19 protein-coding genes are annotated in these 22,655 nt (G+C 36.3%); 6 read left to right on the forward strand and 13 right to left on the reverse strand.

Annotation, left to right across the window (positions count from 1 at the left end):
- Window positions 1-66: 66 nt before the first annotated feature.
- Complete coding sequence (locus IEX65_RS13630) at window positions 67-1,935, reverse strand: PSP1 domain-containing protein (RefSeq protein WP_188766633.1); 1,869 nt, start codon at window positions 1,933-1,935, stop codon at window positions 67-69.
- Between the two features lie 335 nt (window positions 1,936-2,270).
- Window positions 2,271-3,563 (reverse strand): phosphoribosylamine--glycine ligase, encoded by a 1,293-nt coding sequence (purD, locus tag IEX65_RS13635; RefSeq protein ID WP_188766634.1) that lies wholly within the window; start codon window positions 3,561-3,563, stop codon window positions 2,271-2,273.
- A gap of 239 nt (window positions 3,564-3,802) precedes the next feature.
- Between purD and IEX65_RS13640 the strand changes: the two genes are divergently transcribed.
- Entirely contained in the window at window positions 3,803-5,932 is a 2,130-nt protein-coding gene (locus tag IEX65_RS13640) for an outer membrane protein assembly factor BamB family protein (protein ID WP_188766635.1), read from the forward strand.
- Here the strand turns inward: IEX65_RS13640 and IEX65_RS13645 are convergent, their stop codons facing one another.
- Window positions 5,933-6,667 carry a hypothetical protein gene (locus IEX65_RS13645; protein WP_188766636.1) on the reverse strand — a complete coding sequence of 245 codons (735 nt, stop codon included), beginning with the start codon at window positions 6,665-6,667 and terminating at the stop codon, window positions 5,933-5,935.
- 144 nt (window positions 6,668-6,811) lie between these two features.
- Between IEX65_RS13645 and IEX65_RS13650 the strand changes: the two genes are divergently transcribed.
- The 3 genes from IEX65_RS13650 (at window position 6,812) to IEX65_RS13660 (ending at window position 11,618) form a co-directional block, all read left to right on the forward strand.
- Window positions 6,812-7,249 carry a hypothetical protein gene (locus IEX65_RS13650; protein WP_188766637.1) on the forward strand — a complete coding sequence of 146 codons (438 nt, stop codon included), beginning with the start codon at window positions 6,812-6,814 and terminating at the stop codon, window positions 7,247-7,249.
- Between the two features lie 144 nt (window positions 7,250-7,393).
- The gene (gene ccsA, locus IEX65_RS13655) at window positions 7,394-9,934 is read left to right on the forward strand and encodes a cytochrome c biogenesis protein CcsA (protein ID WP_188766638.1); all 2,541 of its coding nucleotides are present in this window, start codon (window positions 7,394-7,396) and stop codon (window positions 9,932-9,934) included.
- 265 nt (window positions 9,935-10,199) lie between these two features.
- Window positions 10,200-11,618 carry a hypothetical protein gene (locus tag IEX65_RS13660; RefSeq protein ID WP_188766639.1) on the forward strand — a complete coding sequence of 473 codons (1,419 nt, stop codon included), beginning with the start codon at window positions 10,200-10,202 and terminating at the stop codon, window positions 11,616-11,618.
- 84 nt (window positions 11,619-11,702) lie between these two features.
- On the opposite strand, the gene IEX65_RS13665 is transcribed toward IEX65_RS13660, so the two are convergent.
- The 8 genes from IEX65_RS13665 to IEX65_RS13700 form a co-directional block, all read right to left on the reverse strand.
- On the reverse strand, window positions 11,703-12,137 hold the full coding sequence (locus IEX65_RS13665) for an RDD family protein (protein ID WP_229250693.1): 435 nt from the start codon (window positions 12,135-12,137) through the stop codon (window positions 11,703-11,705).
- A gap of 4 nt (window positions 12,138-12,141) precedes the next feature.
- On the reverse strand, window positions 12,142-13,140 hold the full coding sequence (locus tag IEX65_RS13670) for a WG repeat-containing protein (RefSeq protein ID WP_188766641.1): 999 nt from the start codon (window positions 13,138-13,140) through the stop codon (window positions 12,142-12,144).
- Window positions 13,141-13,169: 29 nt separating this feature from the next.
- Window positions 13,170-13,640 carry a tetratricopeptide repeat protein gene (locus IEX65_RS13675; protein WP_188766642.1) on the reverse strand — a complete coding sequence of 157 codons (471 nt, stop codon included), beginning with the start codon at window positions 13,638-13,640 and terminating at the stop codon, window positions 13,170-13,172.
- A 292-nt stretch (window positions 13,641-13,932) separates the two neighbouring features.
- A complete protein-coding gene (locus IEX65_RS13680; protein WP_188766643.1) occupies window positions 13,933-14,475 on the reverse strand; it encodes a hypothetical protein in 543 nt (180 codons plus the stop codon).
- A gap of 11 nt (window positions 14,476-14,486) precedes the next feature.
- Window positions 14,487-15,188, reverse strand: a complete 702-nt coding sequence (locus tag IEX65_RS13685) for a hypothetical protein (protein ID WP_188766644.1) — start codon at window positions 15,186-15,188, stop codon at window positions 14,487-14,489.
- Between the two features lie 7 nt (window positions 15,189-15,195).
- Window positions 15,196-16,002: a methyltransferase domain-containing protein gene (locus IEX65_RS13690; protein ID WP_188766645.1), complete on the reverse strand. Its 807-nt coding sequence runs from the start codon at window positions 16,000-16,002 to the stop codon at window positions 15,196-15,198.
- A 9-nt stretch (window positions 16,003-16,011) separates the two neighbouring features.
- A complete protein-coding gene (locus IEX65_RS13695; RefSeq protein WP_188766646.1) occupies window positions 16,012-16,554 on the reverse strand; it encodes a GNAT family N-acetyltransferase in 543 nt (180 codons plus the stop codon).
- A 150-nt stretch (window positions 16,555-16,704) separates the two neighbouring features.
- A complete protein-coding gene (locus IEX65_RS13700) occupies window positions 16,705-17,169 on the reverse strand; it encodes a hypothetical protein (RefSeq protein WP_188766647.1) in 465 nt (154 codons plus the stop codon).
- 347 nt (window positions 17,170-17,516) lie between these two features.
- Here IEX65_RS13700 and IEX65_RS13705 point away from each other — a divergent pair, with 347 nt between their 5' ends.
- Both IEX65_RS13705 and IEX65_RS13710 read left to right on the forward strand, forming a co-directional pair.
- A complete protein-coding gene (locus tag IEX65_RS13705; protein ID WP_188766648.1) occupies window positions 17,517-19,400 on the forward strand; it encodes a sensor histidine kinase in 1,884 nt (627 codons plus the stop codon).
- Window positions 19,372-19,992 (forward strand): response regulator, encoded by a 621-nt coding sequence (locus tag IEX65_RS13710; protein WP_188766649.1) that lies wholly within the window; start codon window positions 19,372-19,374, stop codon window positions 19,990-19,992. Before IEX65_RS13705 ends, IEX65_RS13710 begins: the two co-directional genes overlap by 29 nt.
- 129 nt (window positions 19,993-20,121) lie before the next feature.
- On the opposite strand, the gene IEX65_RS13715 is transcribed toward IEX65_RS13710, so the two are convergent.
- Both IEX65_RS13715 and IEX65_RS13720 read right to left on the reverse strand, forming a co-directional pair.
- Complete coding sequence (locus IEX65_RS13715; protein WP_188766650.1) at window positions 20,122-21,228, reverse strand: AEC family transporter; 1,107 nt, start codon at window positions 21,226-21,228, stop codon at window positions 20,122-20,124.
- Window positions 21,229-21,400: 172 nt separating this feature from the next.
- On the reverse strand, window positions 21,401-22,588 hold the full coding sequence (locus IEX65_RS13720) for a pyridoxal phosphate-dependent aminotransferase (RefSeq protein ID WP_188766651.1): 1,188 nt from the start codon (window positions 22,586-22,588) through the stop codon (window positions 21,401-21,403).
- Between the last annotated feature and the right edge of the window lie 67 nt (window positions 22,589-22,655).

Raw genomic sequence — 22,655 nt, forward strand, 5'->3', positions numbered from 1 at the left:
CGGCTGTACATATTTTGAAACGGACGTGATACACATTTTATGTTTATCACGTCCGTTTTTATTTAATTATTGCTGCTCAGTGTTTGGTTTATTGGGCGGAGTTGGATTTGGTTTTTCGCCGCCTTGCTTATTCTGAGGGTTATTGTTTGGCCCACTACCTTTTTTGTGCTGAGGATGCTGCGGTTTCCCCTGGCTTCCTCCTTGGTTATTCGGGCGATTCTGATTCTGCTGCGGGTTTGGTTTCCCTCCTTGCTGCGAAGCCTGAGGATTATTTGGTTGTTTTCCTCCTTGTGGTTGTCCACCGCCCTGCGGAGAGCCGCCCTGCGGATTTCCTTGTTTGTTAGGGTTTTGTCCGCCTTGTTGCTGTGGCCTTGGCTGCTGATTCGGATTTCCGCCTTGTTTATTATTAGGTTGATTCTTAGGCTGATTTCCTTGATTTTGCGGAGAACCTCCTTGCTGAGAGCCGCCCTGCTGTGGCTTTTGTCCACCCTGTTGAGGGCCACCCTGTTGCGGATTATTTGCTTGAACCGCATTATTACGATTCTGATTATTTGCTCCTTGTTGATTATTTTTTTGCGGATTATTCCCCTGTTTTTGCGGAGCACCTCCCTGCTGATTACCTTGTGGTTTTCCACCCTGCGGAGAGCTACCCTGCGGTTGTCCGCCTTTGTTTTGTGGTTGGTTATTATTTTTTGGAGCAACAGCTTCTTGCTTAGCAGCTTCTGGATTATTATTTCCACGATTTTGCTGCGGCTGATTTGGGCGATTTTGCTGATTTTTATTGCCCGAATTTTGCTGTGGCTTTTTGCCTTTATCAGTATATTTTTTATCCAGACGGTCTAAGTCAGAGTTTCTTGGAGCGTTTTTATCAACTACAATCGAATCAATCAGATTCAAGTCTTCCAACGAGTTTGGCAAAATACCTTTTTCGTTCATCTTCATGATTTCTACCACTTGATGAATCGGTAATGAATGCCAGTTGATGTCGTTGTTGTAGCTAAACCACATGATACGACGGAAAATGTCGGTTTTTTGTAAAACGGCAATTCCTTTCTCAGTTTTCAATGGTTTTTCTACGGTTGGAATGTCACTCAAAGCATCGAGATAGGTCTCTAACTCATAGTTTAAACAACATTTCAAACGCCCGCACTGACCCGAAAGTTTGGCAGGATTGAGCGAAAGATTCTGATAACGAGCCGCCGAAGTCGGAATCGCACGGAAATCGGTAAGCCATGTTGAGCAGCATAGTTCACGACCACACGAGCCAATACCACCCACACGAGCTGCTTCTTGACGCAAACTGATTTGCTTCATTTCGACCCTGATTTTGAATTCAGAAGCCAAAAGTTTAATCATTTCACGAAAATCGACACGGTCGTCGGCTGAATAATAGAATGTCGCTTTGGTATTATCGGACTGAAATTCTACATCCGACATCTTCATTTGTAACTTCAATTCTTTAGCAATCTCACGCACACGATACATCGTTGGCATATCACGAGCGATGGCCTGCTGATGCTTTTCGAGGTCTCGCTCGGTGCTTACTCGTAGAATTTTTCGGAGTTCGTCGTTGTCTTTGAGGCCTTTTTTAATCATTTGCAGACGAACCAATTCGCCTTGCAAAGAAACACTACCGATATGATAGCCCGAAGCCATTTCGCAAACCACGAAATCGCCCGTGTAAAGGTCAAGATTATTGGCATTACGGAAATATTCTTTTCGTCCGCCTTTAAATTTTACTTCAACTACATCATAACGCATCGAGCGTGGTACGTCCATATTAGACAACCAGTCGTAAGCGTTCATTTTATTGCATCCACCCGATGAGCAGCCTCCAGAAGAGCATCCTGCTACGGTTTTATGATTTGATTTTTCGGTTTGGCCTATTGCTTTAACTGCTCCACAACCTCCCGATGAACATTGTCCACAGCCCATTTTTGTATGTATATATATAGTTCAACCCACGAATGGGTTTAATGAAAACTTAGGCTTTAAGCCTATCAATTGTTTGTTATTTCATTAAAAATAACAAATCTGTATAAATATTCCGTTAGGAATTAAATATTGGTAAAATAATAGAAGAACATTATTTTCATGCCATAGGTATGAAACATCAGTCATCTTTGAAATTTCAATACTACGTCTGAACGTGAGAATGAAATTATTTTACCGTAGCGACAAACGCCGATTCATAATCCCAAATGGGATTTGATTTTTTAATATTTCAGATGAAATATTAGTCACTTATTCTGACAGGATTCACGCCCATCTTACGATTCCAGATACTTCAATAAATCTTTCCCGATGTCGTTTCGGAAGTATTTTCCGTCAAATATAATCTTTTTTGCCATTGCCTGCGACTTTTTACGTGCAGAATTTAGCGTACGTGCCATTCCAGTTGTTACGATTACTCGACCGCCGTTAGTTTGTACTGAACCATCAGTAGCGATTTTTGTGCCAGCATGGAAAATGATGGTATCTTTTTCGGCTTCTGGAATCGTCATTACATCGCCTTTGCGATAATCTTCGGGATAACCCTTTGCTACCGAAACTGTTGCGATAGCCGCTTTTGGGTTAACCGTAAGTTTGATTTTATCCAGTTTACCGTCGGCAGTTGCTTTCATCAATTTTACCATATCAGTCTTGATTCTTGGCAAAACTACCTCAGTTTCGGGGTCGCCCATGCGAGCGTTGTACTCAATCACATAAGGCTCTCCATCGACGTTCATTAGTCCAACGAAAATAAATCCTACATATTTGATACCTTCGGCTTGTAAACCTTCGAGTGTTGGTTTTACTACTCTTTCTTCAACTTTACCCAAAAACTCAGCATCAGCAAATGGCACTGGAGAAACTGCTCCCATTCCACCTGTATTTAAGCCTTTATCGTTTACGCCGATACGCTTATAATCTTTGGCTTCGGGTAAAATTTTGTAGTTTTTACCATCGGTTAAGACAAATACAGAAAGCTCGATTCCAGAAAGGTATTGTTCGATAAGTACTTTGCTGCTGGCATCACCAAATTTGGCTTCGGCGAGCATTTCATGAAGAGCCGTTTTGGCATCGGCCATTGATTCTGCAATGATTACGCCTTTTCCTGCGGCTAAACCATCGGCTTTCAATACAATTGGTAAAGATTGAGTTTCGAGATAAGCTAAACCTTCTTGTAGCGTGTCTTTCGTGAAAGTTTGTGAAGCACCTGCTGGAATGTTGTATTTCTGCATGAAGCCTTTCGAGAAGTCTTTACTTCCTTCGAGTCTTGCCCCAGAAGCATCTGGTCCAACGATTTTTATTTTTTTAAGAGCTTTGTCTTTTCTAAAGTAATCTACAACTCCACGCACCAAAGGCTCTTCGGGGCCTACGATTACCATTTCGATTTTATTTTCCTTTACGGCATTGCCGATGGCTTCAAAATCATTTACACCGATTGGCAAATTAGTTGCAATTTGTGCGGTTCCTGCATTGCCAGGGGCAACAAAAAGATTTGTACAGTTTTTTGATTGTGCAATTTTCCAAGCAAAAGTATGCTCACGTCCACCCGAACCAAGTATTAGAATATTCATTGAAATTAGAATCTTTGTATTTTGAACTTGTAAAGTTCGTCAAGTTTTTTGTAAAATAATATTTTTCTATGCCAATCCTACACTTTAAAAAGACATATTAGCATATAAACAACTAATATTCAATTATTTACAACTCTTATAAAGTTTCATTTTGAATATATTAACACATTTGTTTTAACTATTTATAGTTTGTAATATTGGTATTATTTTTCAGAAAAATGCCCCATTATTCTTCAACAATGCAAAAACTATTCAGAAAACTATACTTGAAATCTATTCGGGTCTTATTAGTTTTTTTTGTATCATTTTTCCTTTTCTCAAATACAGAAAACATTGGCATAAATGATTGGCCAAGTTATAATGGTGGCGATAACTGTAATCATTACTCAGCACTCACACAAATTACACCTGAGAATATTTCGTCCTTGAAATTGGCTTGGGTTTACAGTTCGGGTGGAGCCGATACTATAAAAAATACTACTCAAATCCAATGTAATCCATTAATTATCAAAGGTATTCTTTATGGTGTTTCGGCTGGCTCACAAGCATTTGCCATAGATGCTGCATCGGGTAAAGAAATATGGAAAACCGACTTGAAAGATAATACTTTCAGTATGACCAGCCGAGGTGTTAGCTACTGGACTGATGGGCGTGATGAAAGAATATTCTTTGGTTACGGAGCTTTTCTCTACGCCTTGAATGCCAAAAATGGGCAGCCGATTTTATCGTTTGGTGCGAAGGGAAAAATCCATCTAATTGACGGAATTAAACGCCCAGGTGCCGACGAATACGTAGTTTTGAATACACCACCCGCAATCTATAAAAATACGTTGATTGTAGGCATGAGAGTGTCGGAGAGTGCAACTGCTTTACTCGGAGATATTAGGGCTTTTGATGCACGAACAGGAAAAAAACTTTGGACATTTCATACGATTCCACGCCCCAATGAGTTTGGTTACAAGACATGGGAGAAAGATAATTATAAAAATTTAGGCGGAGCTAATAACTGGATGGGAATGGCTATCGACCAAAAACGGGGTATTGTATATGCTCCAACTGGCTCGGCAGCGTTTGATTTTTACGGTGGTAATAGAAAAGGTGATAATCTTTTTGCTAATTGTTTGTTGGCTTTAGATGCCAATACTGGCAAAAGACTTTGGCATTTTCAGACGGTACATCACGACATCTGGGACAGAGATATTCCTGCTCCACCAAATTTATTTACAATCACACAAAATGGAAAAAAAGTTGATGTTGTGTCGGTGCTAAGTAAGCAAGGGTTCACTTTTGTATTTGACCGAGTAAGTGGTAAACCTATTTTTCCTATCGAAGAGCGTGTGGTTGTAGCCTCTACTATCAAAGGAGAGCACACATCTCCTACACAACCGTTTCCAGTTTTACCCGAACCGTTTACCCGACAAAGCTTTACTGTCAATGATATAAACCCATTTGCATCGAACAAAGAACAAATAGTTGCACAAGTGAAAGAGGCATCTACGGGTCAAGCATTTATTCCATTAGGTAAAAATCGAACTATTTTCTTTCCTGGAACCGATGGCGGAGCTCAATGGGGTGGTGCAGCGGTTGATGAAAATGGTATCATGTATGTTCCTGCTAAAGAAAACCCTGTGTACAGTTCATTAGTCGATGTACCTCCAACTAATAATAGCCAATCAAATTCTTCTGGCAAAAAACTCTATCAAACGCATTGTATGGCTTGTCATGGAGTCAATCGTGAAGGCAACGAAGATGGAACATTTCCTTCACTCCAAAACATTGAAACAAAATATAATGAAACGGCCATACTACAACTCATATCAAAAGGCCGTGGACGTATGCCTGCCCTAACTCATATCAAAGCCGAAGAAAGCAAGGCAATTATCCAGTTTTTATTCGGCAAAGATGCCTACATAAAAACAGTCAATAAGTCGAACCTTTCAGAAAGTCCATATAAAATTACAGGTTATAATCGCTGGTACGATAGTAACGGTTATCCTATAAGTACGCCACCTTGGGGAACACTCACAGCCATCAATATGAACAATGGTAAGCGTATTTGGCAAATTCCACTGGGAGAATATCCAGAACTCACAGCGAAGGGGATTCCTGTAACTGGCACAGATAACTACGGAGGGCCAGCCGTTACGGCAGGAGGCATGCTATTCATTGCAGCTACAAAAGACCATCAATTTAGGGCTATTGATCGAAAAACAGGTAAAATACTTTGGCAAGTAACACTACCAGCGGCGGGCTATGCTTCGCCAAGTGTTTATGCCGTTGGAGGAAAGCAATATGTGGTAATTGCATGTGGCGGTGGTAAATTGAAGACCCAATCAGGTGATAAATATTTGGCTTTTGCATTACCTTAATCAAAACTCAAACTTTCCGTCTTTTGCAGTTTTGTTGATGATTCTGAAAATTTCCTTTTTACCTTTCAGAGAAATTCTGCGGGAAACTTCAACGGCTGAAGTAAAGTAGGCGATTTTAGTAAAAAGTTCGCCCTGCCCGAAAAAGTCTTTTTGGGTGTTTAGTTCGTTCAGTGGAATCGGAACTGGACTTAAATAACTTAGTTCGGTTCGATAATCAATGTAGCGTTGGATAGAATCTTGGCTACTCACGAAACGATAATCAAGCATCAGAGCCAAACCTTCATCAAACCAAGTCGGAATTTCTTGCTTGGTTTTCCACCAACCCAGTTTGGTCATTAGTTCGTCGTGACACATTTCGTGAGCAATTACATCAACATTCAGGCCATCTTGATTCAGAATTATCCACGAACCAAGAGGTGTTCCGATACTAAAACCCGCACCTTCGGTGGTTTTGGCGTATTTTTGGTAGGTATTTAAGTTTTTACAGAAAATAATTTTTGCTTGTCCGTTTTTACTTCCCCAGAAGGTTTTTAGACGTTTTTCGGCACTTTCTACATATTTTAATAATGAATCTTGCTGTTTTTTAGTAGTCTTTTCTTCGACAAAAATATTAGGTTTTATTTCTTGAAAACTATCGTATTCTACGAAGAAACACCGCAAGAACTGTGGAAAAAGCCATGCGAACAAAAATACAAATACAATTATTAGATATATGGTTAGTTTAAATATCTTCATTTCGTTTTCTCTTTTTTCCAGCGAACAGGATGTTCGCCCCACAGATGTAACAAAACCTGTATCTGCGAAGTTATGTTATTCAGCGTTTATAACGTAACTTCGCACAAAATTTTTAATCACCTTACTTTTAGATAAACAACAAATATGTACTCAATCATCCAACCAATTCACTCATATTTAGCTTTTGCAGCACTTGCGTTATTGGCAGCAGCTACTATCAACGGAATTATCGGCTCAACAAGCGAGAAAAGTTTTGAAGGTTCGCACCTCAAAATCAATAAGTTTGCTTTGATAGCCACGCATACAATGTTTTTGTTGGGCTTAATCTTATTATTTGTCTCACCTGGAGCTCAAGCTGCCTTTTCTGACATGAAATTGACAATGAAAGATAGTATTTTGAGAAAAGCCTACATTGAGCATCCTACAACTAATATTATTGCGGTAGCTTTGGTTACAATCGGAAATGCTCGTGTGAAACGTGCCGTAGGTAATGGTCGCAAATTTAAGCAAACAGCTATTTTCTTTGGTTTAGCTTTAGTTTTGATTCTTAGTCGTATTCCTTGGTCAACTTGGTTAGGTTGATACTTTTTTAGTCCACGGTTTACAGTCGATAGTCCACAGTGGGGACTTCAGAGTTTTGGGTGTTTACTATCTTCAGTACAAACTAAACATAATTAATTTTCGGGGTAAAGTCACTTTGATTTTATACCCGATACAATATTTATCATGTTAAGACCATACGTTGGAAATATCGGACATATTTCCGTGATTATATCTTTTGTAGCTGCCATCGTTTCGACTTATGCTTACTGGCAAGCTACTCGTCCACAAATTTTAAAAGATAAGCAAGTAACCGACCAATGGCTCAAATTTGCTCGTGGAGCATTTTATGTACATACTTTAGCCATTTTTGCTATTTGTGCTTCTTTATTAAGCATTATTTTCAATCATTATTTTGAGTATCACTACGCTTGGGACAACTCTTCGTGGAGTTTGCCTTTTGGTTATGCCATTTCGTGTTTTTGGCAAGACCAAGAAGGTAGCTTTTTGCTATGGATGTTCTGGAATGTTGTTTTGGGTGTTTTGTTAATCAATACTACGCTTCGCAAAACTCGTAATGCAGGAATTGAAGCTCCAACAATGACGATTTTTGCGTTAGTACAAGTTTTCTTGGCCTCGATGATTTTGGGTGTGGTACTTTGGGGCGATTTTAAGATTGGAAGTTCGCCGTTTTTGACTTTGAAAGAATCAATGCCGAATATTCCGATTTGGAAAACCAATCCAAGTTTCGTTCCGAAAGATGGTAACGGCCTAAATCCTTTACTCCAAAACTATTGGATGGTTATTCACCCTCCTACCCTATTTTTGGGTTTTGCGATGACACTCGTACCTTTTGCGTTTTGTATTGCAGGACTTTGGAAAAAACAATATACTGAGTGGATTAAGCCCTCATTGCCGTGGACTTTGACAGCAGCGGTTGTATTGGGAACAGGAATCATGATGGGTGGAATTTGGGCTTACGAAACGCTCAACTTTGGTGGATATTGGAACTGGGACCCCGTTGAAAACGCAGTTTACGTGCCGTGGTTGGTATTGGTGGGAAGTTTTCATACGATGCTTTTGGCTCGTAAGAGTAGTACGGCTTTGAAATACACCATTATTTTGGTAATTGCTCAGTTTATTCTGATTATCTACTCGACCTTCTTGGCTCGCAGTGGTATTCTTGGAAATGCGTCGGTACACTCATTTACTGACTTGGGACTTTCGGGGCAATTATTGATTTACTTACTGACTTTCATTGTTGTTTCGATTGTACTTTCGGCTATTCGTTGGAAGTTCTTACCACAAGACAACGAAGAGGTTTCTACATTTTCACGTGAGTTTTGGGTATTTTCGGGTGTGCTAATGCTATGTTTGGCGGCTTTTCAAGTGATTGTTACGACTTCGATTCCTGTGTATAATAAAGTAGGTGAAATCTTTGGTGCAAAACTCAACATGGCCTTGCCAACCAATCAGGTAGAACACTTTACGCAGTTTCAGATGTGGTTCTTTGTGCTGATTACTGCACTTACGGGCGTTGCACAGTTTTTCTGGTGGAAGCGTGTGCAAAAAGACAGCCTCAACAAATTAATCAACCCACTCGTTATCAGCCTTTTAGCTTCGGCTTTGATTATAACATTTGGCAAAGTTAATAACTGGAAATATATCATATTACTAACAGCAGCCGTATTTAGTGTTGCAGCCAATGGCAGTATTTTGTTGGATATTCTGAAAGGAAAATTTAAAGTTGCTGGTGGAGCAATAACGCACATTGGTTTGGCCGTAATGCTTATCGGCATCATGTTTTCATCGGGCTACTCAAAAGTAGTTTCATTGAATTTTTCGGGAGCAAAAATCTTTAAAAACGAAAGCGATAACAAAGAAAATGCTTTGTTGTGGCTAAACCGTCCAACCGAATTGAGCGACTTTTCGTTTACATATAAAGGTCAGTTTGTTGATGTACGTAATGCCCCAGGTTATATCGAGAAAAAATACGTTTGGCCAGTGCCAGGCAGTAATTACAAGGGAATTGCTCGTGCTGATGTAGTTGATGGCGATAAAACGTATTTTAAACGTGGCGATACGCTCGAATACGAAGCAGAAAACACCTACTTCCAGATTGAGTATTCTGACAAAGACGGCAAGAAGTTTAATCTTTACCCACGTGTGCAAGACAACGAAAAAATGGGTACGGTGCTTTCGCCAGATATTAAGAAATTTTGGAACAAAGACATTTATGCGTTCGTTTCTGGCCCACCAGTTGCCGAAGATGAGCGTGATTGGAGTCGCCCAGAAGAATTTGCGGTAGCCGTTGGTGATACTTTCTTCATCAATGATTACGTAGCAATTCTTGAAAATGTAGAAGGAATCAGAGAAGTTGATGGTATGCAATTGGCCGAAGGCGATGCAGCGGCCCGTGCAACGGTAAAGATTCTCGACCGAAACGTAGCCATTACGATGCGTCCAGTTTTTGCGATTCGTAATCGTGAAGTTTGGAGCAAGCCCGAAGTAAATAACGAAATGGGGCTTCGCCTACAATTATCAAAAATTGACCCTGTTTCGGGTAAATTTGCCTTTACTGCGAGCCGTGGTCAGCGAGAATTTATCGTACTGAAAGCCACCGAAAAACCTCATATCAATTTACTTTGGATAGGATTTTTCATGATTATCGTGGGTATCACGCTGGCAGCCATACGCCGTTTTCAGATTGTAGATGCCGAAGGTTAAATTAGTGTATTGGTTATTAGTTACTGGAAAATTTGGACATAAATAACCTTTAATATTTTGATAAAAAGTCTCTTTTTGCTCTGTGCAGAAAGAGACTTTTTTTTGTGGGACTCATTCTTTCAAAAACTCTTCAAAAGACCTTATTTTGTACTTTTCTACGATTCGATTATATTTTTATTTTAATTCAAATTAAATTCTCCGCACTCGGCATTGTGGCATACTTTTTGGAAAAGGCTATACAGAAAATGATTAAGCGGAGACATTTATGAATCTTTACATCAAAACACGTAACATCCTGATTCCATTCAACGCCATAAAAAAGTTGATTTTATTGGCCTTCCTATGCTTTACCACGCAAGTTTTTGCTCAAGGTGAACGAGGAATAGATTTTATTAGAGGAACTTTTGAAAATGCCCAAAAACTTGCCAAGCAGCAAGGAAAGTTGGTATTTATTTCATACGAAAACTACGGCGGTAATAGTCGTTGGATGAATCAAAACGTTTTTCCAACCTCTGAAGTGGGTATTTTCTTTGCCGAAAATTTTGTGAGTCTGAAAATCAATTCAGAGTCGCTCAGAGATAAATCTGCTAATAGTGATTTCAAATATTATGGAGCATCATCGGCTTATTTTTTCTTTACGGCCGATGGGGAGCTTATCTATAAATCTCATTTTGCATCAAATCCCAAAGATTTACTTTCTGACGCAAATCGTGCGATTAGGGTGAGCGAAAACTTTCTTTCGTTAGATAAATTAGATAAGATGTTTCGCAAAGGCGAACAAAGTCCCGAAATGTTTTATCTCTACTCATTGAGACGTTTGCAGGCTGTGAATGTGGGAAGCAACAAAGAACGTGAGAAAAACATCAAAGAACTCGACAAGGCAATCAGAGGCTATATTTTGGGTTTGGATAAGAAATCATTGGCATCAGAACAAAACATGTTGCTTTTGTGCGAGTACCTCTACGAAACCAATAAAACTGCTGATGACGAATTGTTTAAGATAATGGTAGCGAATTCGGAAAGTCTCAAAGGTTTCAACGAAGAAAATGCCATCGGGCTGCGTCAACGAGTGAGTCGTATTATTGACCGTTCATTTAATCAAGCAGTTCTAAACAAAAACGAAGAACTTATGAATAATGCCGTAGCTGCAATCTCGCCTTTTTGGTATGAGAGAAGCACACCACTCTACAATAAGGAAATGGTAATGGCCAGCTACAAGATTGATTTCTATGAAGTTACCAAAAACTGGGACAGCTATAGCAGAGAAATAACTTCGTACCTCAATCGTATTGATGCCATTGACACAGAAGCATTGACGAATCAGTCGGTAGCCGAATACAAAAAGTATGAAGATAAATTAAAGTTTACACCCGAAGAATGGACGATGCTTCGTGATGATATTTTTAATGGATATAATGAAGAAGTTGCGTATCAATTACGCCTCTACGGCTGGAGATTTGCTCAAAATATCACCGACAAAGAACAACTTAAATTGCCTTTGAAGTGGTTGAGTAAATCGCTCAGAATATCTGAAAACCCGATTGCGATGAAAACTTACTCGCAATTATTATACAAAGTTGGTCGTGAGCAAGAAGCAAAGAAATACGCTGAAGATGCAGTGAAGGTAGCTAAAGGACAAGTAATAGCACGAGATTTTAGGGAGGAGGACTCGAAGAATAAGTGATTTAAAGTAAAAGTGAAATTCTCCAATTTTTGATTAAAAATTGGAGAATTGTATATTAATCCTTCGGCTTGAGATTGAATTCTTTCATACCCTTTCAACAATAGTTTTAGCTAATCTATCCCCTAATCGTTGTGTTTTCTCCGAAATAATTGCTGAAATTATTGCAGCTAAACCTAATGTACAAACAAAATCCAATACTCCCCCAGTCCAACGAAGAAAAGCTTCTTTTGGCGTAATATCTAATCCAAGAAACTTTCTCACCTTAATACGACAAATAAATTTACCAACTGTAAATCCCTTGGTGATACTTTCCATTATTGGAACATATAACATACAAATAGGTAGGTAGTACCCCATTTCCTGAATACCATTGAAAAGACGGTCATAGGCCATTGAATTATTGCGATTTATCCAACTGTAAAATAAGCCAAAACCCCAATATAATAGTATTAAGTCTATCAAGCGTGCGAGGCTTCGTAGGAGTATCAAAAGGGGTTTATCTGTAGAATAACTTAACATTTTATTATAAATAGTTACCGTTTTTTTCAAAATATATTTGTTTTATACCTTGTTTACCTATAAATGTTCCGTCTTCACAAACTTTAATAGTATTAAATTTCAAGGGAACGAGTTCGTTTCCTATTTTATCTATCACACCCCATTTATCATTTATACAGACAGTAGCCAAACCATTTTTGAAGCAACTTACATAATCATAATATAGCGGAATAACCTCTACACTCTGCTTATTAATAAATCCCCAATTTTTTGTCATACTTACAACAGCTAATCCTTCCGAAAAGTCTTCTACTATATCATAACATGCTGGCACTACTAACTGAAATGCATCATTTATAAAACCATATTTTCCATTCAATTTTACTTTTGCCATTCCCTCACAAAAATGGTAAATATTGTGATAAATAAAAGGTAACACTTGCTTACCCACAGAGCTAAAAATGCCATAATACTTATCTTTCAAGATAGCTATTGATATTTGGTCTAAAGCTCTGATATTATCATATTCTATTGGTAAAATTACCTGATTATCATGGTTTAAAATACCCCATTTACTATTATTTCTAACAGCGTATAAAGCATTTGTCAGTTTTATGATTTCATCAAATTCTATCGGTATTATTGTATCACCTAACTTATTAATGCAACCATACTGAATATTAAGCTTAACTATAGCCAAACCATTCTCAAACGATTCTACTTCATCGTAAATAAGAGGAATTATCTCTTTTCCTTTAGCATCAATAAATCCCCATTTACCTAAATTCGAATCTGAATAACTATTTGATTGTGTTTGAATATGGTTCAAAGAAAAAATTGTCTTTTTCTTCTCTTTATACCCAATATTCACTGCCGCTAATCCTTCTGAGAAATCATAGGCATTTTCATAAATAGCTTCAGTAATATTATTTTCTTTGATGTCGATAAATCCCCACTTACCTTTTTCTTTTATAAGTGCAAAGCCATCTGAAATGCTACCTTTAAAATCCTCTACTTTTACCATATTTATCAAAAAATAATTCCACGTTAATTCTACATTTTTTTCAAATCGGCTATAGCAGCAGGATGTTTTTGTTTAGCTGCCTTATTCAACCATTTTTGTGCAAGTTTTAAATTATTATGATGCCAAAAATACCACCCTAAACGATACAAGGCATCCGATTCGCCTTTATGAGCCGAACGACTCCACCAATCAAGAGCAACATTGATGTTTTCTTTAACTCCTAAACCGTGGTAATAGATTTCTCCCAAAAATAACATAGAACGAGGGTCGCCTCTATAGGCCTCTAATTCACTAATTTTCAAGTCATTTTCACTATTAATACCGCCAATTTCTTCGTGCCATGCCCCCGCACCTCTCCATAATTCACTGGCTTTTATGAAATCTATATCGGTATCCCACCCCCAAAAATAGGCTTTGCCGAGCTCATAAATACAACCAGTATTGTATCCACCAGCTTTATTAATGGCTTCTTTGATAGAAAAATTTTTAGGAGGCAACATAACGTAAATATATTGAAAGAATGTTATTTTCTAATTCGATATTATCTTTCGATACTATGAATTTTGATTTGTCACTTCGAAGTTTTTCGTATATTTTTAAAAATTTCTCTTCACCCTAATTTGCTTTATAATCTCACTGTTAGCTTTTGTCGTTGTACACTATTTAATACATATATGAATGATTATCCTTTGATACCTGATACACTTGAATCAAGGACTTAAGCTTCGTTTTGAATCGAACTGGAGAAATATTTGGTAAGCGATATTAAAAGCAAGAGTTATCTAATAAATTTTAACTGATTGAGCCAAACTCTTTCACCATTATCCATACATCAGAATTCTTATCAATATTCTCAGGGGCATGAATGGGTAGTTGACAGATTTTCTCAAAACCATAGTTTGATAATACTTTTGTTCTTTCTCCACTACAAAAGCAATAATCTACACCTTCATTTGTAAGATATTGAAGACGTAGTTTATCTAAAACTTTAGCTAAACCCATATTCTGGTGTTGAGGATGTACTACATTTCTTGAAATTAGTCCAATTTTCGTAAAAATTTGATATTTAGTGTTATTGAAATATTTAGACAATGATAACTCATTAACCGAAGGTAGAATATTAACCCTCGCTGCTGCAATTACATTATCTTGGTTATCGAAAATGGCATAATGGATAGCTGATATATCTAATTTATCCTTCCACCCGTTTGGAAACTTTTCAACTATCTGTTTATCTCGTTTTTGCCAACAAACAAGCCGTAGTTTATAGATTTCTTCGAGTATTTCTGCATTCTCTCCCGCTGAAAGCTTTACAGTTCTGTATATAGACTCCACTGGCTTCTTTATTAAGAAATAATTTCAAAAGGAATAAGTCTTGCTTTTAGTTCTTCTATTCTCTCATGGCTTGGCACACTACACATTATGAGTAACCTGTCACCTTCTTCTTCTCTTATTCCTAATTGCTCAAGTATTGTCACGTCATATTTTTTTGCAAATTCATTAATTCTTAAATTCTCTGCCTTGGAATATCGTGCCTTAGCAATACCTTTTAAAATAAAAGGGTGGTTTTCATTGTACTTACTATATCCTTTAAGAGTCTTTATTTTTTCAATATTAATCTTGTCAAGCAAGTCATATTTCCCCTGCAAGGTTGGTTTCACATTGTCCCAAATTTTAGGGAGTGTAAATAAAACAATCGGTGATGCCGTAGTACCGTAAAGTATGGATTTACTGTTATTTTTAGTTCTATATGAATCAATTGTAAATAAAGTATACAACACAGTAGCAATGCCTTTGATATTTTCATCTGAACAACTTAGACCAAGATAGGTGTATGAAACATTCTCATTCCAAATATTTGAATTAACCATAAAAAAAGCAGCCATCTTGCCATCAACTTTGGCAAGGTAAACTTCATTATTATTATTTAACTCTTCTAAAACTATTTGGGTAGAATCAATGTAATAGGGAGCTGCCATTTTAAACATTTCAACCTTTTCTATTTCAGAAAGCTCGATAATTTTCTTTTTTTCAAATATAGGTTTCATAGACAGATTATTCTTTTTGAGCCTTGACGATAAACATTTTTACATGAGCTAAAAATATGCCTTCTTTTTGTCTAATTTCCATTTCTTCAAGCCATTCTCTAAAATAAGCACTATTAGATATTTCGTTAACAGAAAGCTTTCGGCTAATACCCAAAGCTTTATCTGCAATTCTTAAATCTGTAAATTTTATTTCATAACTGTATGATTCTATATTTTTGAATAACGCTTGCTCGCATAGAAATTGTAATTGACTACCAATGCTTTTATTTGGAATGCAGTGCGTTAAGAAATTAGTTATTCTTCTTGTTTGAGCTTGATTATCAGAATCTATACTTAAAGTTTCCCAGTCTGGTTCACATAAAACAATTATTCCATCTCTATTAATAATCCTTTTTACTTCATCTAAGGCATTAGTTAGATTTTCCAAATGTTGAAAAACCCTATCAACTCTAACACCATCAAAAGACTGATTTTGAAAAGGCAAATCATAAATTGTTCCATTTATAAATTCTATTGGAAAGGGCCAATTAAAACTTAATTCTTTAGCTCTTTCCAAAATAGTAATACTTGAGTCCAATCCTACAACTTTGCCACTTTTTCCCGTAATAGAAGACATTCGTTTCACATCCGAGCCAATCCCGCAACCTACATCAAGAATTTGTTGACCTGACTGAATACGTAAAAGTTGATACGATTTACTTTTGTATTCAATAAAATCACTCAATTCATTTAATTGTTCTAAATACTCTGCAATTTCTATTGGGTTAATTGAGCTATCCACAGAAGTCCAATTGTAAAATTCGCTGTTTGCCATAATAAGTTTTTAAAAGTCTTTATCAAGGTCAAAAACGATGTACCATCTTTCATCATCTTCCCAAACAATTGTTGAATTTTTAAATGAAGTGTTATAGGAATATCCTACATTATTAGACTTTGTGATTGAACCAAAAAGTAGTTTATATCTTTTTTGAGCTAATTTGCAGATTTCAATAAAAAGTTTTTTTCCAATTCCTAAACTTCTATATTCATTAGATACACAGGCTTGGTTTCCGGTCAAGACTTTGTAGGTATTTAATGATTTATCATTATAAACACATTTTTTCATTGCAAGCCTTAGATATTCAGTTGCAGGGTCGGATTCATCAATGCCAGACATAAGATAATATCCAATTAGTAGATTCTCTTCTAATGCTACTACAGCTAAGTTATTTAAAATAATAGTTTCAATTTTTTCTTTAGATAAATTAACCCTCACAAAACCCTTTCCAAAATTTTCACTGCTAATATTTTGAAGTAGATTAGTTTGTTGTAATTGAAATACATAATCAACATCTCTTAACTCCGCTTTCCTTATGGTAATATTCATATAAATGTTAAAATATAGATAGCTAAAACTTTTTTTCAAATACAGGCTTTGCTACTTGGTATACAGAAATAATCTATTGATATTATTCTTGTTTTGGCTATGCATTAATTCATCTCCATATAAGTTGTCAAAGCGATTCGTAAAATCATATTATTTTGTTGTATCTGAGTCATTATTATCGCTTATGTCTAAATTTTGAGCATCAAAAAAACCGATTTCAAAATATTTATTTTCAAAATCTTTACAAAGCTTTCTATATTTCAAAGCTACATCGAAGGTTGAGGTTTCTGTCAATTCTAATAAATCATAAAGTTTACGCAATTCAATTTCATAAATACTATTACGCCATGCTCTTTTTGCAAAATCAAAAGTTCGACTTATTATAATGATTAGCCCGGGAACACCCGCAATTACAGCCAAATTGAGTTGCTCAACTATTTCATTCTTTTTTTCATATGAGATTAATATTGATGAAATAAAACTGGCTAAAACAGAAACCCAAACAAATACATGAGCAAGTGTATGGTCTGCAAAACCCAACCAATAAGTTTTAGTTATTTTCCTTCGTATTTCGGCTTTTAGATTATTTCTGTCTTCACTATAGTTTGAGTTCATGGCTATATTATTTTATCAAAATTATACGTTTGTTATTCTTTTGTCTCGTGAGAAATGTGCACTATTTTTTCGATTGTTTTTTGTATGTTTTTGTAGGATAAACTTCTAACAAAGTTGCGAATTGAAAATTTTTCAGGCAATCCCCCTTTCGGGGTATTTTATCTACTGTTTAAATAGTATATTTTTGGATTGTTTTATGATTAAAGTTTATGGAAGTCATACATTCTGAGACGAAAGATGGGAGTTTATCTGAGTTTTAGCTGAGAATTTGGGCTAATATGAATATAACGATAAGTGATAAAAAGGTAATTTTTGTTTTGAATAATTAGACCACTACAAACAATTATATGCTTAATAAGTCCATTATACTAACTTTATTATGCTTATTTGGGATTATTTCACCCCCTACTTTGTCGCAAGGACCTTCTATACCCGACAGTTTATATAACAAGGTTGTATCACTAAAAAAGCAACTGCCTTCAGATAAACGCAATAAGCAAATACTAACTCTTTTTTTTGAATTAATCATTCACTATCACCCAACTATGAAGGGCCACTGGCGTGATTCACTATATATCTATTCCAAGAGTTTTAAATCTGAATATGGAAAAAATCTGAGTGGGCTTGCCAAAGCAGAAAGACTATACCAAGAAGGAAATATCAAGGAAGGCTCCGAAATATTTCTTGAATCAATATCAAACCTTGAAAAAACTAATAATTATGCTCAAGCATCTTTTGGTTTATTACGTCTTGGTTCTGCAAAAGAAAGTATGGTTCAAAATAGTCATGATAAAACCTATCCAATTTACTATTCTAAGGCATTAACGTTAGCAACTAAATCTGAACAAGCAGCATATTTGGTTTTAGCGTGGGGCTACATTGCTGACTGGCACTTAGAAAAACAACAATTCAATGAAGTGGTAAAGACAAGCTTTAAAATGCTTGATATAATTGCAGAGGATAAGACTTATTCTGCAACACAGTATTTGGGTGCTGCCTATAAATATTTAGGGTTTGGATACTTAGGTTTAAAAAATATAAGTAAAGCGGAAAAGTATCTGAATTTGGCAAGAATATGGACACGAAGTCCAGGTAGAAGTTTATATTTAGATTATTCCATTCGTAAGAGCCTTGCCGAATATTATTATAAATATAAACACCATAGAAAAGCATTGGCTCAGATTGATAGTGCCATAGTAACTTTATCTAATTGGAAAGCTAACACAAAACTTGTTGATGCAGATAAATATCTAAGTAACGTTTACGAACTAAAGTATAAATGCTTAAAAGATTTAGGGCAAACAGACTCCGCTTTGATATACTTAGAAAAACTTAATACTCAGACAAATTTGAATATAAAGAATGAATTAGATAAAAGCTATCAAGAGTTTCATGAAAAATATAGCCTAAAAGAAAAAGAAGTTAAAATAATTGAACTAAACAATAAGTCATTAAAACAAGAAAACCATATTCGTAATTTACTGATTTTTTTCCTATCTTCAGTGCTACTACTTTCTATTATCTTAGCTATTGTACTGCATCGTTCATTAAAATTAAGGCAAAAAAATATTGAGTTTTCTTTGGAATTGGCTCAAACTCAAAACCAAATGATAAAAAAGGAAATCCAAACTCAGGAAACCGAACGCCAACGCCTTGCCAAAGACCTACACGATGATTTGGGGGGTACACTTTCGGTCATTAAAGGAAAAATAGCCAACGAAAAAGTCAGTCAAGAAGCAATTAATTTGGTGGAACAGGCCATTGAGGATTTAAGGTATATCTCTCGCAACCTCTCTCCCCCAGAACTCGAAAACGATGGACTCATAATTTCAATAAAAAACACCATTGATAGAGTTCAAAATGTGTCAAATATAAAATTTGCTTTTATTACTTTCGGCGAAAAACAAAAATTAAATCAAGATATTAAACTAAATATTTATCGAATAATCACTGAATTAATCAATAACATCCTAAAACATTCTAAAGCTCAAAATGCTATCATTCAGTTAATCTATTATCAAGAATCTCTACAGATTTTGGTCGAAGATGATGGAATCGGTATAAAATCTGATAAAAATAATTGGGGAATTGGACTAAAGAATATAAATTCAAGGGTCGAATTTTTGGGGGCAAAACTTGATATTGATTCGGGTGCCAAGGGAACGACTGTAATTATAGAATTACCCTTAAAAGTAAAAAATAATGAAGCCCAGACTGCTAATAGCAGATGACCATACACTATTTAATGAAGGTGTAAAACAACTTATCTCTGACCATTACAACATAGTCGGGCAAGTATTCGATGGAAAAGATGTATTGATAATGGCTATGGTCACAAGGCCCGATGTGATTTTACTGGATATAAATTTACCATCAATCAATGGTTTTGATTTGGCAATAGAGCTAAGAAAATCATTTGAAACTATCAAGATTATTTTTGTTTCTATGTACACCGAACCACGATTTATTGAACAGTCGAAACAATTAAAAGTAGATGGCTATTTACTAAAAAACTCAACTAAAGAAGAATTGATTCTTGGTATTGATAATGTATTGAATGGTGGAAATTATTATGACCCAAAACTAAATCAGCTTCGACCAAACCTCCATCATGATGATTTTTTTGTAAAACAATTCTCGTTGACTCCACGAGAAGTCGAGATAATCAGAATGATTAAAAATGGTATGAATACTGGAGAAATTGCCGAAAAACTGTTTCTGGGTCTTGAAACCGTCAAAACGCATCGAAAAAATATCTATTACAAACTTTCGATTACCAAATCGACTGAACTTATCAAATTCGCTTTAGAAAATAATATTTGAATATATTGAAAAAAGCCACGCTACTCTTACGGGTAACATGGCTGATAGTTTTTGGTATTTAGTTTTTTAGATGGTGTTTCGGAAACAAAGTAAAAGCTGGTGGACTTAGCCTATCTATTCAACCTTAAATTAACTTGACACTTTTGAAAGTTTCAGGTATGTTTTTGATTTTTTGAGCATGTGAGGAGCAAGTCCTAAGCCCGTAAAAATCAACCCTGTAATTAATAATGTGCTCGTATGAGCAAAAAACTGACCCGAAGCTAAAATACCCATTACCAAAATCGTTGAAAGTGGCAATGAAAAAGCCAAAATCAGTACCGCTAAGTTCATATCAAAAGTTTTTCTTTCTTTCGCATAGTTTTTGTCCTCTTCTTTGATATTTATCGCCGAAATATGAGCAAAAGGCCAAAAACTACAAGAACTCAACGGTACTACGACTGCAAGTAAAATTAGGTTAGGGGTGTTGATGTTAAAGATATTGATAATCAGAACACTGAAGAGTATCGTTATACCCGCTCTGAATAATAAAATCGAACTTACGAGTTTGATTTTCCCTTCTTTGAATTGTACTGCCAAACCGATGTAAATCAATACGAGTGGTGTCATCAGACTACTGGCACGATTGAACAATTCGGAGATTGCCGTTGGCAATGATTTCATATTAATGCCTACCGAAAGAAAAATAATAGCCAAAAGCATAATGATATTGATTGGCTCTTTAACTAAACTCAATAACAAACTTTTTACTTTTCCTTTATCTTCTACTTCCTCAGCTTTGTTATTTTTAAGATACATTTTCATGGCTACAAAATAGAGGAAATTCAAAGCAAAAAATTTATTTCCGACATCTCCCATAGCGGCCAACGCCAAAGACTCATCGCCCAAAAACTCGTTGATGAACGGAAAGCTTGATAGCCCAGGTGCGAGTGAGGGCAGCAGCATAGTGAGCGTACGCCCAGCCGAGCTATCTTTTTCGATGCCAAAAATTGGCAAAAAATAAGGTGCTGATAGGAAAATAAAAAAGTTAAACGCAATAACAAGCACGGGGTAAATAAGTAACGATGCACTAATTTTAATCCCCATCAATGCAATAAAAACCGTCGAAGGCAATGCTATTGACAAGATAATTTCTTTGACACCATTTATTTCGGTTTTGTTTTTTATTTTACTCCTCAGAGCCAATCCCAGTCCAATAAGTAGGAGGAGGATAAGCGTTTTTTGTACAGCCTCAACCATAATTTTAATTAATAATGAAGAATGTAGAACGGTTCGCCGTAGCGATTAAGAATTCAGGGTCGTGTGAACGACACAGTTTTATTATAAACCCCTAATTATCAATTGTTTATAATAATGAAAATTTGGAGAAGTCAACAACTTCCCCAAATCACTCTAACCTATGACAAAAAAACTAAGATAATTCGCCGAGAGCCTTTACAAATTGTTTCATTTCGTCCATTGTTCCCATACTAACACGGCACCAAGGCTTATTCTGAATATCAAACGCACGCACTAAGATGCCTTTGGCAGTCATCTTAGCTAAGAAGTCTTTACCATTCATATTGATTGGGAAAATCACAAAATTGGTATAAGACGGGATGTATTTATAACCCATTTTTGTAAGATTTTCGTACAAGTATTCCTTACAAGCAGTGTTTTGTTTTTTGGTCATTGCTTGGAATTCGGTATCTTCAAAGCTGGCAATAGCACCCAAAACCGAAGTATGCGAAATACCCATACCACCTCTCGTGATTTTCTGAATTTTATCTAAAAACTCTGGTTGAGCTACGGCATAACCTACACGCAAACCAGCCATACCCATGATTTTTGAGAATGTACGGGCAATGATTACGTTTTTCTTTTGAGCCAACAACGAAACCATACTTTCAGTACCAGTTCCTTCGGCTAATTCGAGGTATGCTTCATCAACAAAAATTGGCACTTTTTCAGATACTCTCGAACAGAAATCTAAGAGGTCTTTTCCTGCCGTAATACTACCAACTGGGTTGTTCGGATTACAGATATAAACCATTTTAGTATCTTTATCAATGGCAGCTTCCATCGCTTTCAAGTCATGCGACCAGTCTGCTTTGCACGGAATTGCCTTCCAAGTAGCACCAACTGCTTCAGCTACACGAATCAACGACATATAAGTTGGGTCAGCCGAAACAATATTTCCACCATTCATAAACAATACTAAAGCAACTTTTTCAAGTAAATCAGAAGAGCCTGGCCCCATCATAATGTGCTTGTCAGTTACGCCTTCTTTCTTAGCCAATTTGTCAACCAAGGTTGCTAATTCTTTCCAAGAATAACGATTTCCGCCTGAAACTGCCTCAGCAACAGCCTTTTTAGCACTTTCTGGTGGCCCATAAGGGTTTTCGTTGGCGTTCAAACGAGCAGCCATTGCCATTACGTCTGGTCTTTCATCTAAGAAATGTTCTCTCAAAAGCGGGCTGTAATAAAGTCTGCTTTTCTCGTCGAGAGTGTAAGAAGCCCCCGAAAATGCACCCATTGAAATATGCGGAGCAAGTGCCATTCCGCCGATTGTCATTAAACCTGTCTTTAAAAGACTACGTCTGTTAATCATGTTGCTCATTGTATTCTTAGTTTTTTTGTTATTTGAATAGAGAATTTTTTGAATTGAGAATTGAAAATGGATAATT

It is taken from the genome of Emticicia aquatilis, from assembly GCF_014644295.1.
Lineage (GTDB): Bacteria > Bacteroidota > Bacteroidia > Cytophagales > Spirosomataceae > Emticicia > Emticicia aquatilis.

What these genes read in the sequence shown, in the direction of transcription:
- IEX65_RS13715 (WP_188766650.1), bottom strand. Translation starts at nt 21,228, where the DNA reads ATGGTTGAGGCTGTACAAAAAACGCTTATCCTCCTCCTACTTATTGGA.
- IEX65_RS13720 (WP_188766651.1), bottom strand. Translation starts at nt 22,588, where the DNA reads ATGAGCAACATGATTAACAGACGTAGTCTTTTAAAGACAGGTTTAATG.
- IEX65_RS13645 (WP_188766636.1), bottom strand. Translation starts at nt 6,667, where the DNA reads ATGAAGATATTTAAACTAACCATATATCTAATAATTGTATTTGTATTT.
- IEX65_RS13660 (WP_188766639.1), top strand. Translation starts at nt 10,200, where the DNA reads ATGAATCTTTACATCAAAACACGTAACATCCTGATTCCATTCAACGCC.
- IEX65_RS13650 (WP_188766637.1), top strand. Translation starts at nt 6,812, where the DNA reads ATGTACTCAATCATCCAACCAATTCACTCATATTTAGCTTTTGCAGCA.
- IEX65_RS13695 (WP_188766646.1), bottom strand. Translation starts at nt 16,554, where the DNA reads ATGAATATTACCATAAGGAAAGCGGAGTTAAGAGATGTTGATTATGTA.
- IEX65_RS13675 (WP_188766642.1), bottom strand. Translation starts at nt 13,640, where the DNA reads ATGTTGCCTCCTAAAAATTTTTCTATCAAAGAAGCCATTAATAAAGCT.
- IEX65_RS13630 (WP_188766633.1), bottom strand. Translation starts at nt 1,935, where the DNA reads ATGGGCTGTGGACAATGTTCATCGGGAGGTTGTGGAGCAGTTAAAGCA.
- IEX65_RS13685 (WP_188766644.1), bottom strand. Translation starts at nt 15,188, where the DNA reads ATGAAACCTATATTTGAAAAAAAGAAAATTATCGAGCTTTCTGAAATA.
- IEX65_RS13670 (WP_188766641.1), bottom strand. Translation starts at nt 13,140, where the DNA reads ATGGTAAAAGTAGAGGATTTTAAAGGTAGCATTTCAGATGGCTTTGCA.
- IEX65_RS13710 (WP_188766649.1), top strand. Translation starts at nt 19,372, where the DNA reads ATGAAGCCCAGACTGCTAATAGCAGATGACCATACACTATTTAATGAA.
- IEX65_RS13700 (WP_188766647.1), bottom strand. Translation starts at nt 17,169, where the DNA reads ATGAACTCAAACTATAGTGAAGACAGAAATAATCTAAAAGCCGAAATA.
- IEX65_RS13705 (WP_188766648.1), top strand. Translation starts at nt 17,517, where the DNA reads ATGCTTAATAAGTCCATTATACTAACTTTATTATGCTTATTTGGGATT.
- IEX65_RS13690 (WP_188766645.1), bottom strand. Translation starts at nt 16,002, where the DNA reads ATGGCAAACAGCGAATTTTACAATTGGACTTCTGTGGATAGCTCAATT.
- IEX65_RS13665 (WP_229250693.1), bottom strand. Translation starts at nt 12,137, where the DNA reads ATGTTAAGTTATTCTACAGATAAACCCCTTTTGATACTCCTACGAAGC.
- purD (WP_188766634.1), bottom strand. Translation starts at nt 3,563, where the DNA reads ATGAATATTCTAATACTTGGTTCGGGTGGACGTGAGCATACTTTTGCT.
- ccsA (WP_188766638.1), top strand. Translation starts at nt 7,394, where the DNA reads ATGTTAAGACCATACGTTGGAAATATCGGACATATTTCCGTGATTATA.
- IEX65_RS13640 (WP_188766635.1), top strand. Translation starts at nt 3,803, where the DNA reads ATGCAAAAACTATTCAGAAAACTATACTTGAAATCTATTCGGGTCTTA.